Annotated in this window: 15 protein-coding genes; 7 read left to right on the top strand and 8 right to left on the bottom strand. The window is 40.1% G+C overall.

Annotated features, from left to right (window positions below; genetic code table 11):
• Positions 1-18 precede the first annotated feature (18 nt).
• The 6 genes from hypF to V7L31_RS12750 form a co-directional block, all read right to left on the bottom strand.
• Complete coding sequence (gene hypF / locus V7L31_RS12775) at positions 19-2,367, bottom strand: carbamoyltransferase HypF (RefSeq protein ID WP_334696560.1); 2,349 nt, start codon at positions 2,365-2,367, stop codon at positions 19-21.
• Entirely contained in the window at positions 2,357-3,574 is a 1,218-nt protein-coding gene (locus V7L31_RS12770; RefSeq protein WP_334696559.1) for a hypothetical protein, read from the bottom strand. Before V7L31_RS12770 ends, hypF begins: the two co-directional genes overlap by 11 nt.
• 630 nt (positions 3,575-4,204) lie before the next feature.
• On the bottom strand, positions 4,205-5,050 hold the full coding sequence (locus V7L31_RS12765; RefSeq protein WP_334696558.1) for a NifU family protein: 846 nt from the start codon (positions 5,048-5,050) through the stop codon (positions 4,205-4,207).
• 56 nt (positions 5,051-5,106) lie between these two features.
• Positions 5,107-5,331, bottom strand: coding sequence for a hypothetical protein (locus tag V7L31_RS12760; RefSeq protein ID WP_334696557.1), 225 nt, complete (start codon positions 5,329-5,331; stop codon positions 5,107-5,109).
• An 8-nt stretch (positions 5,332-5,339) separates the two neighbouring features.
• A complete protein-coding gene (locus V7L31_RS12755; RefSeq protein ID WP_334696556.1) occupies positions 5,340-5,606 on the bottom strand; it encodes a hypothetical protein in 267 nt (88 codons plus the stop codon).
• 97 nt (positions 5,607-5,703) lie between these two features.
• On the bottom strand, positions 5,704-6,672 hold the full coding sequence (locus tag V7L31_RS12750; protein WP_334696555.1) for a hypothetical protein: 969 nt from the start codon (positions 6,670-6,672) through the stop codon (positions 5,704-5,706).
• 446 nt (positions 6,673-7,118) lie between these two features.
• Between V7L31_RS12750 and V7L31_RS12745 the strand changes: the two genes are divergently transcribed.
• The 3 genes from V7L31_RS12745 to V7L31_RS12735 all read left to right on the top strand — a co-directional run bounded on the left by V7L31_RS12745 (position 7,119) and on the right by V7L31_RS12735 (position 11,231).
• The gene (locus tag V7L31_RS12745) at positions 7,119-7,898 is read left to right on the top strand and encodes an Rpn family recombination-promoting nuclease/putative transposase (protein WP_334696554.1); all 780 of its coding nucleotides are present in this window, start codon (positions 7,119-7,121) and stop codon (positions 7,896-7,898) included.
• A gap of 539 nt (positions 7,899-8,437) precedes the next feature.
• Positions 8,438-9,400 carry a hydrogenase small subunit gene (locus V7L31_RS12740; RefSeq protein ID WP_334696553.1) on the top strand — a complete coding sequence of 321 codons (963 nt, stop codon included), beginning with the start codon at positions 8,438-8,440 and terminating at the stop codon, positions 9,398-9,400.
• A gap of 235 nt (positions 9,401-9,635) precedes the next feature.
• A complete protein-coding gene (locus V7L31_RS12735; RefSeq protein ID WP_334696552.1) occupies positions 9,636-11,231 on the top strand; it encodes a nickel-dependent hydrogenase large subunit in 1,596 nt (531 codons plus the stop codon).
• An 82-nt stretch (positions 11,232-11,313) separates the two neighbouring features.
• Here V7L31_RS12735 and V7L31_RS12730 read toward each other — a convergent pair whose 3' ends face one another.
• A complete protein-coding gene (locus V7L31_RS12730) occupies positions 11,314-11,922 on the bottom strand; it encodes a Uma2 family endonuclease (protein ID WP_442936104.1) in 609 nt (202 codons plus the stop codon).
• Positions 11,923-12,086: 164 nt separating this feature from the next.
• Complete coding sequence (locus V7L31_RS12725) at positions 12,087-12,755, bottom strand: DUF1294 domain-containing protein (RefSeq protein ID WP_334696551.1); 669 nt, start codon at positions 12,753-12,755, stop codon at positions 12,087-12,089.
• 263 nt (positions 12,756-13,018) lie between these two features.
• Here V7L31_RS12725 and V7L31_RS12720 point away from each other — a divergent pair, with 263 nt between their 5' ends.
• From V7L31_RS12720 to V7L31_RS12705, 4 genes are all read left to right on the top strand, one after another.
• The gene (locus V7L31_RS12720) at positions 13,019-13,441 is read left to right on the top strand and encodes a hypothetical protein (protein ID WP_334696642.1); all 423 of its coding nucleotides are present in this window, start codon (positions 13,019-13,021) and stop codon (positions 13,439-13,441) included.
• 195 nt (positions 13,442-13,636) lie between these two features.
• Positions 13,637-14,053, top strand: a complete 417-nt coding sequence (locus V7L31_RS12715; protein ID WP_334696550.1) for a XisH family protein — start codon at positions 13,637-13,639, stop codon at positions 14,051-14,053.
• A complete protein-coding gene (locus V7L31_RS12710; RefSeq protein WP_334696549.1) occupies positions 14,041-14,382 on the top strand; it encodes a XisI protein in 342 nt (113 codons plus the stop codon). The genes V7L31_RS12715 and V7L31_RS12710 overlap by 13 nt, the downstream gene beginning before the upstream one ends.
• Before the next feature lie 18 nt (positions 14,383-14,400).
• On the top strand, positions 14,401-14,871 hold the full coding sequence (locus tag V7L31_RS12705; protein ID WP_334696548.1) for a hydrogenase maturation protease: 471 nt from the start codon (positions 14,401-14,403) through the stop codon (positions 14,869-14,871).
• Positions 14,872-14,885: the final 14 nt, after the last annotated feature.

The following is a 14,885-nucleotide window of genomic DNA, read 5'->3' as shown; positions in this document are numbered from 1 at the left end:
GAAAAAGATTGTCAAATATCAACAATCATGTATTAATTGTGCGGCTGTAATAACTGCTTGTCCTAAAGATAAGCCGCCGTCGTTAGCTGGAACTAAGCTGTGAGTGAGTACTTTTATTCCCAATGTTTGTAATTGTTTGGTAACTTGCTGTAACAATATACAATTTTGAAAGACTCCTCCTGTTAAAGCTACCTGATTAATCAGATTTTCTTCACAAAGATGCTTAACCATTTCCATAATCGCATTTGCTAAACCTTTGTGGAATTTGGCAGCTATAACTGGTTGGGGAATCTGCTGTTGCAAGTCATGGAGTAAGGCTTGCCACATTGGGCGTGAGTCTATACAGTAAATACTATCTGAAAAGCTAAAACTAAAAGGATATATTAGCGTTTCTTTATCATTATTTAAGCTGCTAACATCTACTATAGCTTCCATTGCGATCGCAGCTTGTCCTTCATAGCTACATTCATCTCTATAAATACCGATAGCCGCTGCCACTGCATCGAACAATCGCCCCACTGATGAAGCTGGAGGAGAGTTAATTCCTTTCTCTATAAGTTGATTGAGTAGTTTAAGTGGCTTGTTTTTCAAAAACTTAAATATTTCTAACTCAGCATATTTTTGTTCGCAATCATCCCAAAGGTTAGCAGCTAATAATTGGGCATAAGTATTACGCCAAGGCTGATAAATTGCTTGTTCGCCACCAAGCATTGCTACTGGTTTAAATGTTGCTAGGCGTTTAAATTTCCGGTAATCTGCTAAAAGAAATTCTCCACCCCAGAGTGTACCATCATCACCGTAACCTAAACCATCTAAAGCAATGCCTAATATTGGAGGTGAATCTAAAGGAATTTCATTTTCTGCCATGCAAGCGGCGATATGGGCATGATGATGTTGAACTGGATAAACTTTGATTTGATTTGTTTCCGCAAGTTCTTTACCAAGTTTGCTTGAGAGATATTCAGGGTGTTTATCAATGGCAATTATTTCTGGTTGATGCTCAAATAAATTTAAGTATAAATTTAAAGTGTCTTGATAAGTATTGAAAGCCGCAGCATTTTCTAAATCTCCTAGATGTTGAGAGAGAATCGCTTCTCCTTCACGCAATAGGCAAAAGGTATTTTTTAACTCACTACCCATTGCTAAAATTGGCGGTACATTTTGAAATCCTGGTGGTAAACTAATTGATGCTGGTGCATATCCTCTGGCACGGCGAATTGTTTGAACTTTATCACCAAGAACACGCACAACAGAATCATCTACCCGATTAATAATATCTCGATTGTGAAAGAGAAAATAATCAGCAATTGTGCCTAATTTTTCTCTTGCCTCGTTATTATCAATACATTGTGGTTCATCAGCAAGATTGCCACTTGTTAAAACAATTGGGCGATTCATCCGCCGCAGAATTAAATGATGCAGGGGCGTATAAGGAAGCATGAAGCCAAGGGTATTTTGCCCTGATGCAACTGACGATGCTAATTGTTTTGTATCTGAAGCCTGCAATAAAACAATTGGTGCAGCAGAACTTGTTAATAATTCTTTTTCTTTGGCGTTGACAATACAATATTGTTCAATTATTTCAATATCCCGCGCCATTAAAGCAAAGGGTTTATGATAGCGCTTTTTTCGCTGACGCAGTTTTTGTACAACGGTTTCCTGTGTTGCATCGCAAGCTAGATGAATACCACCTAAGCCCTTAATTGCCACAATCTCACCTTTTTGCAACAAGCTACAAACGGCATCAACATCATCCAACATAGAGAACATGGAAGCAGTAACCGATTTACCATCAGCGCGTTCTAACCAAGCTGTGGGGCCGCAAACATGACAAGCGACAGGTTGGGCGTGAAAACGGCGATTTTCAACATCGTGGTATTCCTTTCCACATTCTGAACATACGGCAAACGCAGACATACTGGTATTGCATCTGTCATAAGGAATGGCACGAATAATACTCAGGCGGGGGCCGCAATGAGTGCAATTAGTAAAGGGGTAACGAAAAAAGCGGCTAAAGGGGTCGAATATTTCTTGTTGACATTGCAAACAAGTGGCTGCATCAGGGGTAATTTCTGTTTTAATAGCGTTATTGACGCTATTAGAAATCACGAAATTATCAAATTTTACTTCACTTTCAGAAAGAATTCTTGTTAGTTGATTAATTCTTGCCAAAGGTGGACATTCTGTTTGCAATCTGGCAAGAAATTCTGTTATTGCTTCTTCACTACCAGATACGCGAATTAATACGCCTTGTCCATCATTACAGACATCTCCACGCAAACCACAGGCTTTAGCCAGACGATAGACAGTAGGGCGAAATCCTACTCCTTGAACAGTACCGCGAACTCTAATTTCTTCAGTCGGCATAGTTAAAGTGCCACAGCAAAATTCGGTTATTTCCAGAATCAGCTATCACTGCTGTATTACCGCAAATTTTTATCCCGTAACACCAATTTAAGCTATCTCGTTTAGGTAGTCCGAAATTACGATTTTCACCTTTATTTTGAAAATTTCTTTGTCCTGCTAACCCATCTGCCACTGCACCTTGCAGTGATAAAATTGATTCTAGTTTTCTCCATCCTAGCAACCGAGAATTAGCTGTATCTGCAACTACTAACCAATCTCCAGCCACCCCAACACCATAAGGCATACTCAAACTACTAGCGCTTGGCAAATAAACTCCTTGATTCATTTCCACAAAATCAAAGCTTTTTTGTCCTAAAACCACTGCACAAGGGGTGTTATTTTCTGTTGGTATTCCCTGCCAAATCATCACTCGATGATTACCTGCATCGCTGACAACCAAATTTTCTCCCCAAAGGGTGATGTCGTGACACCAACGCATACTCGCTGCGGTTGCAGAAGCACCGCCGTTTTCATTGCGAGATATCATATCTGGTTGTCCCAAAACTACATCAGCAGGCTGACCATTTTCTGTTGGTAATTGATGCCAAATTAATACCCTGCGATTACCAGTATCGGCAATAAATAGCTGTCCTTGATGATAGAAAACACCATAGGGCCAGTGCATTGTACTGGCGGATGCTTGTTGACTTCCCCGATTTGGTTCATTATCGATAAAATTAGCTTGTCCTAAGACTAAATCTGCTGGAACGTTGTTATCTTCTGGTAAGTTTTTCCAAATTAAAACTCGATGATTCCAAGCATCTGCAACAGCTAACCCTTCACCACAAGCACAAATCCCTGTTGGTACACTTAAGGTTGCACTTCCCGGTGTACTTTTAGCATTTTGTCCTTCATGATAAAAATCAGGTTGTCCAATTACCCAATCAGCAGCTTGACTATCTATTGTGGGTAATTTTTTCCATCCTAATAATCGATGATGTCCTGTATCTGATACCCATAAAGGGCCGGTTTCTGATAACAAACAAGCACTACGAGGCCCAAACATTGTTGTGGGGTTGGGTGCTACAGGTATCACTAATTGTTCGGGTTCAATAATGTTACCTAAAATTACCTCTGCACCTTGAGGTGATAGAGGTAAATATTGATAAATATCTGTTGCTTCTAGCGGTAATTGTGATATGGGATTAATTATGATTGGGATATCCATGAACCGCAGATAGACGCTGATAATTATTTAAAAACATTAATCTTGATTAGCATGTAACAACAGTAACGGTTTTGCATTATGTTTTTTTCAAATTAAGTTAAAACCTCTAATCAACTTCTGTATTAATCAAGCTTAAAAAAATTAATATGGCTTTTAGTAAGTTTTGCTACATAGCGAATCTTTGACATGAGTGCGCGATTTACTGAAATGAGAAAGCAAACTGGGGTTTGAGAAAGTAAAAGCTTATTTTGCTTGCGGAAAACACTAAAATGAGTAAGTAAAAGCTCATTTTGCTTGCGGAAAACACCAAAATGAGTAAGCAAACTGGAGTTTGAATAAGTAAAAGCTTATTTTGCTTGCGGAAAACACTAAAATGAATAAGCAAACTGGGGTTTGAATAAGTCAAATGACCTTTTGAGAAAGTAATATGCCTTTTTACTTTCTCAAAACACTAAAATCAATACCTGAATTACACAAATGAGAATGAATTCAGGGATATTGAGAAAGCATTCGGGCATTTCACTTGCACAAAACACTAGAGTGAATGCGCGAACTACTGAAATGAAAAAGCAAATTAGCCATGATTGACTAATCGCCAAGTATATTTGCTGAAATCTTACCTTCGCACGATCATTTTTGTAGTTTTACAAAAACCTTATCGTCTTTAACCTTGACTGGATACGACTGAAGCGAAATATCAGGCACGGTTAAGCATTTACCTGTCTCTAATTTGTACTGGAATCCGTGAGAAGGGCAGGTAATAATACCATTTTCAACTTTACCTTTTTCTAAGGGAGATCCTAGATGAGCGCAACCATTACGATAGCATTTTACTGTAGCACCTTGGCGATGTAAAATTAGTGAAGTACCAGCAAGTTGTACTACCACGACACTAAATTCAGGAACTTCATCAAGGGTCGCTACTTTCATCCAAGTACAAGTTATTTTTGCAGAGAATGGACTGATTAAACTAGAATTAGCGTTGTTAACAGCAGGGCTATTATTGACTGCAACAACTTTGGTAATTTCGGGACAATGGTTTTTTATTGCCTGTTCTACTCCCTGAGATAAAGTCAAGGTAGAAGCCGGACAACTGCTGCAAGTTCCGATTAATTTGACTTCTACCGTATCTGGTGACTTAATTGCCACTAATTCTACATCACCATCATGGCTTTTTAAACCTGGGCGAACTTCTTCGAGGGCTGTTTGAATTCGCTGTGCTAATGGTGGTTTTGGTGGTTTGACTAACTCGTGATACAGTAGCACTGCATACACTAATTCATCTGCAACAGCATGGCGCAAAGCTGGCATTGATTCTTGTTTTAGATTTTTAATCAAATTAGTCAATGCAGCTTTATGCAAAGCTTCAATTGCTCTTTTTAGACCTACTGCTACACATCGTTGGCTTTCATCCCACTCGGATATAATTGCCTCAAAACGATTAATTTCCTGAATTAATTCTTCAAGATTTGTCATCTGTCATTTGTCATTTGTCATTGGGCATTAGGTATTGGTTGTTTATCAATGACAATTCACTTCGTTTTAAAATCCTTGAAGAGAAACGGCATAATCATGCCCGTCACTAAACTAGATAAGATGATTGGGAAGTAGAAGGGAATGGGGGCTTGTGCAAGTAATACTAGCAGTAAGAAACCTACGGCAATACCAATAGTAGTTTGCTTGACAAAAAATATTGGATTGCGTATTAGCTTTCCTTTAAAAAATAGCTTGGCAGATAACCATCCTAGCTCTAACATATTTTCTCCTAATAATTTGTCAAGAAATTTAAAGCAACAAGCCCTAAGAAGATGGCAGGAATTACACCCGCAGGGGCAAATAATGCACCAAGCATTGCTGAAAGCTGATATCCTATATCTTTACCAGCTAATAGCATTCCACCAATCGCACCGCCAACCATAGCTAAGGCTGTTGCTATAATTAGCCACACCAATTCTGTTGCTAGGTTAAGATCGCCATCTGCTAAACTTGTGAGAAAATTTATTAGATTTGGCGTTGTTAAAATGTCTCTCATGCTGTTTTTCCTCATTATTTAAGGTTTTTGAGACGCGATAAATTGCCGTCTCTACAAGGGTTTTGGTCTTATCTGAACTGTATTGAACCCATAACTCCTAACCCTTCATTTCTGCTTCTACATCTTGTAATGCTTGGACTACTACCTCTGCTTGTGCAACTTGTTGGTATTCCGTAAATATTTCTAAAGCATTTTGATAGTAGATACGGGCTTGCAAAAGATTTTGAGGATTACCAATTTCTGGTTTTTCGGGGTCGTCAGGTAAGTTGAATAGAGCGTTGGCTTTGTTGGAAATTGTGTTAGCGTACTCTAGTGGTGTATCTTTGGGATTACGCACTTTTAGCGCTTCATCATAAGCTGCGATCGCACGTAAGTTATTCTCTACAGGATGGGAACTTACTAAATATTGCAAAGCGTTACCCAAGTTGTTTTGCAACATGGCATATTCTCTGGGATGATCGATCAGATTAATATGCTTGAGTGCGACCTCAAATGATTGCACAGCTAACCCTTGACGCAAGTATTCTCGTTCTGATGCCAGTGGCATAGAAAGGTAAGCGATCGCAATATTGTTATACAAAATCGCGTATTCTTGGGGGTAATCTTCCCAAGTGAACACTCGCAAAGCCTCATGATAAGCCTGGATGCTGTCAGTTATCCGCGCCAAATTGAAGGGCACAAGCGACTGCAACACCAGCCCAAAATTCATCTGCGTCTCTGCGACTTCCTCTGGTGAAGCTAATTGCTGTAAAATTGGCAGTGCTTCTTCATAACCTGCTTTTGCTTGCGTCAGCAGTTGGTAATCAGCATCCGGTATTGCCTGTAATGTCCCTGCCATCCCCACTTTCGCCCTGGCTTTCAGTAGGGGATACTCCTCACCACACATTTCATAAGCCCGGTAATATAAGCCAACTGCATTCCGCAAGTCTTGGGCTGTTTTGGGCTTTTTTTGAAAACCCTGTGCGATCTCAATCAGCATTTGGATTTTTTCTTCTGCTGAAGCTGACTCCGATGCAACAGCTGCTACCGCAGCTTTCACCGCCGAATCTGTAATGCTGGGGGTCATAACTCTGCCGTACTCTAGCCAATTGGGAATTGAGTCCAACACCCATGAATAATCGAAACACGCGATCGCATTTCATCACGGGCCATACTGATTTACGCAGGCTTCGAGTCCTTTAGGCAAAATTCCCCTTTTTATCTGAGACTAGGAATTAGTGACTGGTGACTGGGGATTTGGGAAGAGTTTTCCCAGTACCCAATACCCAATCCCTAGTCCCCAATCTCTAAAATATAAAACACCCTATTTCTAAAATTCTAGGGGGAAATTGCTAATATTAATGTCAGCTTTAAACACCTAATTTTTTTTAAATATTTTTTGTATCATCGTGTTATACAATTTAAATATTTTTTATTGAATTGTTGACATACATAATATTTATTGTACTCAAAATAGTCGCCACGGTATCGTCGAAGTGTAAAATATATTCATCAACTGTAAAACAAGCCACCTTGAAAACAGATAGCATCTTCTATCGGATCTTTCAGAGTATCCCTACTACTTTCTTTGAACTAATTAACCAACCGCCCCAACTAGCTAGTGTTTACCAATTTTCTTCAGTCGAAGTCAAACAACTAGTCTTTAGAATTGATGGCGTTTTCCTCCCAAATGCAGCAGAACTACCCATTTATTTTGCCGAAGTGCAATTTCAACCAAACAAAAAGTTCTACTCGCGTTTATTTACCGAAATCTTTAACTATCTCGACAAAACCGAATTAACCAACAATTGGCGCGGTGTTGTCATCTACCCCAACCGTAGCGTTGATACTGGAGATACCGAAAGATATACAGAATTACTCAACTCACAACGAGTCACTCGCGTCTATCTTGACGAATTAAGCTCAATTGAGACATCATCAGTCGGCATAGAGACAGTTAAACTCATCATCGAACCCGAATCAACGGCGACAACAAGAGCGATCGAAATAGTCAACAGTGCTAGAGAGCAAATTCTAGATGTCGCTACTATTAGGGAAATTATACAATTGATAGAGACGATATTAATCTACAAGTTGCCGCGATTGACCCAGGAGGAGATCGGAAAAATGTTTGGAGCAAATGAGTTAAAGCAAACTAGATTTTACCAAGATGTTTTTGCAGAAGGGAAACAAGAAGGTAAGTTAGAAACGATACCCCGGTTATTAGCGTTAGGTTTAAGTATTGAGCAGATAGCTCAAGGCTTAGGCTTGGACGAACAAGTTGTTAGGCAAGCTGCACAACCAAAATCTTAAAAAACTGATATATAGCTGACGGGGTGCAAGACTTTGCACCCCAATATTTTGCTAAATTTGACTTACTTGGTTATTGCATTAAAATCTGACTACTTAAAATACAATACGCTTGGGTTAAGGGTTATTGGTGTAGATAATTAGTATTTGAAGACACGATAAATCGCGTCTCTACATGAGGTTTTTGGCTTAAAATATTCATCTTTTCGTACAGATTGATACTTGGCAATAATTGTTACTAATAATTTCAGAGCTTTAACCGCAATAAACTAAGCATATTTATGTTATTGAATGTGAGGAGTTAAAATAAAAAGACAATTTTATTTTATTCTTTAAAGATGTTACATACATAACAGACATATACCTTTAAAATAATCTTAATTAAATCCAAGCTGTTGTTAATGATTAATTCTTTTTTAATGAAAGAGAATTAAAGAAAAAAATATCTTAGTATTGAAAAACAAATATTGATAAGCAGGTGAGACTTTACAAGCATTATCACCTACATCATGCATGGGAAACAATACAAAAATACCTAGCCGATGACTAACGTACTATGGCTACAGGGTGGTGCTTGTTCAGGCAACACCATGTCATTTCTCAACGCCGAAGAACCGACAGTCTGCGATTTAATTGCCGACTTTGGTATCAATATACTTTGGCATCCTTCCTTGGGGCTGGAATTAGGCAACGATTTGCAAACACTGCTACGGAATTGCATTTCTGGCAAAATTTCTTTAGATATCTTGGTATTTGAAGGCAGTGTTGTTAACGCCCCCAATGGCACTGGTGAATGGAATCGGTTTGCCGATCGCGCCATGAAAGATTGGTTAGCAGACCTCGCCAAAGTTGCTAAATTTATTGTAGCGGTAGGAGACTGTGCAACCTGGGGTGGAATTCCTGCCATGTCACCCAACCCCAGCGAATCAGAAGGTTTGCAATTTCTCAAGCGTCAAGAAGGCGGCTTTTTAGGTAAAGACTTTGTGTCTCAAGCCGGATTACCTGTAATTAATATACCTGGATGTCCCGCCCATCCCGACTGGATTACGCAGATATTAGTGGCGATCGCTACTGGACGCATAGCAGACATTGCTTTTGATGAACTAAATCGTCCCCAAACCTTCTTCAACACCTACACCCAAACAGGTTGTACCCGCAACGTCCACTTTGCTTACAAAGCCTCAACCGCCGAATTTGGTCAGCGCAAAGGCTGCCTATTTTATGACTTGGGTTGTCGTGGGCCCATGACTCATTCTTCCTGCAACCGCATCTTATGGAACCGCGTCTCTTCCAAAACTCGCGCTGGGATGCCTTGTTTAGGTTGCACCGAACCAGAATTTCCCTTCTTTGATCTCAAACCAGGAACCGTATTTAAAACCCAAACAGTCATGGGAGTTCCCAAAGAATTACCGCCAGGGGTGAACAAAAAAGACTACGCCTTACTCACAATGGTTGCCAAAGATGCAGCACCACCTTGGGCGGAAGAAGACTTTTTTACAGTTTAGTCATTAGTCATTAGAGGATGTTTGAAAAGTCTACGCTTGTATCGAGATCCCCCCTAGCCCCCCTTAAAAAGGGGGGAATAACCTTCTCAAAGTCCTCCTTTTTAAGGAGGATTTAGGAGGATCTAAAGTTTTGGATACCTCAGTTACCATTTTTCAAACAACCTTTTATTGAACAATAAATGACCAATGACCAATGACCAATGACAAATGACCAATGACAAAGGACAAATAACAAATGACAATTCAATCATTAGACATTTCGCCCGTCGGTAGAGTTGAAGGCGATTTAGATGTCCGAGTCGATATTGAGAATGGGCGGGTAGTCAACGCCTGGACACACGCTGAATTATTTCGCGGATTTGAAGTTATTCTACGCGGTAAAGATCCCCAAGCCGGATTAATTGTCACGCCTCGCATTTGCGGAATTTGTGGCGGTTCTCACCTAACTTGTGCATCTTGGGCATTAGATACAGCCTGGGAAACAGAAGTTCCGCGCAATGCAATTTTGGCCAGAAATCTCGGTCAAATTGTCGAAACAATCCAAAGCATCCCTCGTTATTTTTATGGATTGTTTGCCATCGATTTAACCAATAAAAAATACCGCCATAGTCGTTACTATGAAGAAGCCGTTAGACGCTTTGCCGCCTTCACAGGCAAATCTTATGAATTAGGCATCACAATTTCTGCGAAACCCGTAGAAATTTATGCACTATTAGGCGGACAATGGCCCCACAGCAGTTATATGGTGCCTGGTGGTGTGATGTGCGCGCCTACTCTTACAGATATTACCCGCGCTTGGGCACTTCTCGAATATTTCCGCACCAATTGGTTAGAACCAGTGTGGTTGGGTTGTTCTTTAGAACGCTACGAACAAATCCAAACTTATGATGACTTTAGGGAATGGTTAGATGAAGACCGCAATCATCGAGATTCCGACTTAGGTTTTTATTGGCGAATGGGTTTAGACATCGGTCTAGATAGATATGGTGCTGGTGTTGGTAAATATGTGACTTGGGGATATTTAGCCCATGAAGATAAATACCAAAAGCCGACTATTGAAGGGCGAAATGCGGCGATGATCATGAAAAGTGGAGTGTACGATAGCTTCGCAGACACTCACGTTTTGATGGATCAGTCATTTACCCGCGAGAATACAACTCACTCTTGGTACGATGAAGGGACAGCAGATATTCACCCTAGCGATCGCACCACTAAACCCACTGCAATCAATACCAAAGACTTTGATAACGCCTACTCTTGGTCGAGTGCAGTCCTTCACAAAGACTTCGGACGTTTGGAAACTGGCCCCTTAGCGCGTCAATTAGTAGCTGGTGGTAAACATGGCGAATCTTGGCAACATTACGACCCCTTCATCCTTGATGTCTTCAAGGAGATGGGTGGCGCTAGTATTCATGTGCGTCAATTAGCACGAGTTCACGAAATTGTCAAGTTATATCGTCAAGCTGAACACTGTTTGCGCGAATTCAAATTAAACGACCCTTGGTATATCAAACCCACAGAAAAAGATGGCAAGGGTTGGGGTGCAACGGAAGCAGCACGTGGTTCCTTGAGTCACTGGGTAGAAGTGGAGGGCGGTAAAATTAAGAATTACCAAGTGATTGCCCCAGGTACTTGGAATATTGGCCCTCGTGACGGTGAAGGAATTCGCGGCCCCATTGAAGAAGCGTTAATTGGCACACCCATTTACGATTCTAGCGATCCGGTGGAAGTTGGTCATGTGGCGCGATCGTTTGATTCATGTTTAGTGTGTACAGTTCACGCCCATGATGCGAAGACTGGTGAAGAGTTGGCGCGTTTTCGGACTGCTTAATTCTCAAAATTCTTCTGGCTTTCTATCACCGTTTCTTCAATCCATCAGTTCTTGTAGCTGTTCAAGACTCATTTAGTCGTCGTTAATGGCACTGCAAAACTTGAACAGCAGTCAACTTTAGATCGGCAAATACCAGTGAAGCGATCGCACTATCTCCTAGATACACCTTCTCCTCATAAAAACCCTCTACCCATTCCAGAACTGTCACTCGCTGTTGTATTGGATCAACAATCCAATACTCAGCAATACCCCGTGCGGCATACTCAGATCGCTTATAGCGATAATCACGACTACTCTGATTTGGACTCACCACTTCAACCACTAATAACGGCGGTGGCATCTCTGGCATTACCGTAGATCGTTTAGCTCCCTCCATCGCCGTCGCCAACTCCTCAGAAAACACCACTAAATCAGGAACGCGCACCCGTGAGCCAGTAGTCATAATTTCCGTTTTCATTGACAGCCGATAAGCAGGAATACCCAGTTGCACAAAGCAGACAAGGATAAACATGGCAATTCGTCGATTTATCTCACTCTCAGCCGTCATCAGAAGCAATTCTCCATCTTCAAACTCATAGAGAGCATCTGTACCATCGTCATAATTAAAGAATTCCTCAAGAGTCATATTCCCAGATGCAGCTTTATCTAATGTGATTGCCATAATCACCTTACCTTCTGGTAAAAACATCATTAGCTTACTATTATCACAATTTCAGCTTGTGAGATTGCGCCTTCAATTTCCATTTCAGCGATCGCAGTAAAAGTTTTCATATCATAATCATGGACAACGCTCACTTACAGCTTACTAGATTGGTCATCGAACTGAGCGATCTATGACAATCAGACTAAAATTACTTACCCCCTAGAAGCAATACTGAAAAACAGATTGATCAACGCTTTACCAAAAAATAGCCAATCTAACCAAAATACAATGTGAAGAATTGCTATTACCCAAAATACAACTTGATAAGAAACTTTGCTGCTTTTGTGATGTAGCTTCTGTTGAGCAACAAATGCACCTAACCAACCACCCATAAATTCGCACAGATGCAAAGTATTTTCTTGCCTTCTCCATCGTCCTTCTTGTGCGCGAGACTTATCATCGGCATATAGTCCAAAGGTAATGAAACTCATGACAGGATAAAGAATTAGCGGAATTGGGTTGCCAGTTGTTAGTGCAAGATGGATTGAACCTAACCCTGGTAGTAAAGATAAAAGTAATGTATTTAATACTAATGATAAAGATTTGTCTACAGTTCTGGATATAGATTTATTTGGTACGGCAGAAGATAAGGATTTTGATTTAACTTCTTCGATGGAAGCATTAAAAGCGCGTACTTTGCCGTCTTTACTAGCTGTCAGTTGATAACAAACAAAATCACCAACTTGAGGACGACGGTTAACGTCTTTCAATGCTGTAATGTGTAGAAAGACTTCTTGACTACCATCATCGGGTTGTATGAAACCAAACCCGCGATTGTCATTCCATCTAATTAATTGGCCTTTGTGTAAAGTAGGTTTCATGAATAAATCATATATTTATACCTTTCTTATAGTGTGCCCTTGTCTACACAAATAGACAACACCAAAAATGCGTAGGCGTAGCCTGTCGGAGACATCGCCCCACCAACTCTTTTAATTTGGCAAAAATGTCGTAATAACCAATGGACTATTCCTAATGTCTTATATTCAAAACTCGTAGCGTAACACACTAAAACTTATAGAAACAGTGCGTTAGGCTTGCGTTAATGCAACTCCCACAAAACAGCAATTTACACGGTAAGCTTGTGTCTGATTTAGCGCTACATAATTATCTCCCTCGCGTTCCCGATGCAGCATTGCAAGAATACATAGAATGGTGTGTTTTAGAGCAAGCTCAAGCCGCAGAATGTAATTTTACTCCTGATAGAAGTAAGTTAGATAATTTGCCACCAGAAGACTATGTTCCTAAACTGGTCGAGCAATTCATGAAAGTTAAACCAGACCCAATTAAAGCTGGTTTGGTAGCTGCGATCGCAGGTAAGGAAGCTGACAAACACGCTTTATCTGGTTTAGCAATCGCAGCTGATTTTGTATCTCTTTATGTCAAGTATTTAATTCCTAAAGAGGGAAGTACTAAAGAGCAGGCTGAAGAGATATTAACTCAAGCATCACAACATCAGTATGAGAAACTGACTGAAGTTGCCAAAAAACATGGTGTAGCTTTATAGTTTCCTGCTGATAAATTATTTTTCAGAGGCTTTGTCTGTATTATTAGTCAGAGCCTCTGTTTTAGTCACTACTGATTGCCTAAATAAGAAACTTTACTTACTAATTGTTGAATAGCGATCGCCCCACCAGGAACCTGACAACTACATACCCACCGTGGTATTGCTAGAATATACTTACTATAATTTTGTGACTCTATGCCCGCTAGGGATTTCTACCATAATGCTGTAAAAGCAGCCCTCATCAAAGACGGTTGGATAATTACAGATGACCCTTACATCATCAAGTATGAAAATACTAAGTTATTTGCTGATCTAGCAGCTGAGAGAACACTTGCAGCTGAACGCAATGGAACGAAAATTATTGTTGAAATTAAAAGCTTTCTGGGTAAATCGCCAATAAATGACTTTGAAAATGCTTTAGGTCAATATATTCTTTATCGTAATCTGATTCAAGTTACAGAACCTCAATATAAACTTTATTTAGCAATCAAGCAAAGCACTTATGAAAATTTTTTCCAGCTAAAAGCAATTACATTAGTAGTTCAGCAGAATCAACTCTTATTAATGATTGTAGATGTCGAAAATGAGGTTATAGTTCAATGGATAAACTAACTAACTACAGAAATATTATTAAAAATATTCTCATAGAGTACGATCGCCTCTGCAATAGCTCACCTGATGAGGACTTAGAAAGCCTTTTAGCACTCGATGATGAACGCGATCAGTATCTATGGTTTCAGATTGGCTGGCAAAAAAATCGCCGCATTAAAGGTATTACTGTACATATTCGGATTAAAAATCACAAAATTTGGATCGAAGAAGACTGGACTGAAGAAGGTATTGCCACCGACTTATTAAACGCCGGGGTTCCCCAAAGTGATATTGTGTTAGCTTTTCATCCTCCAAGCGATCGCGCTTTGACTGAATTTGCAACTGCTTAAACAATTAAACCTCATCCCATGCTAACTATTATTGGTTGTGGCAACCTCAATCGCAATGACGACGCAGTAGGCGTAATCATTGCCCAACGCTTACAAAAATATCTAGCTGAAAACCCTCACCCTAACGTGCAAGTTTATGACTGTGGCACAGCAGGGATGGAAGTAATGTTTCAAGCTAGAGGTAGTCAAAAATTAGTAATTATTGATGCAAGTTCAACTGGTTCTGAACCGGGTGCTGTGTTTAAAGTTCCAGGAAAAGAACTGGAAGCAATGCCCGAACCTAGTTATAACTTGCACGATTTTCGTTGGGATAATGCTTTAGCCGCCGGACGGAAAATCTTTCAAAATGATTTTCCCGAAGATGTGACAGTATATTTAATTGAAGCGGCAAATCTTGGTTTGGGACTAGAGTTAAGTCCTGTTGTCAAACATTCTGCTGATTTGGTTTTTGAAGAGGTAGCTGCACTCATCAGCCAGAATAATAAGTAAAAATTCCTAACTCC

Source organism: Nostoc sp. (genome assembly GCF_036916655.1).
GTDB lineage: Bacteria > Cyanobacteriota > Cyanobacteriia > Cyanobacteriales > Nostocaceae > Nostoc.
Note: the sequence above shows the minus strand (reverse complement) of the source record. Positions and strands in the feature narration are given on the sequence as shown.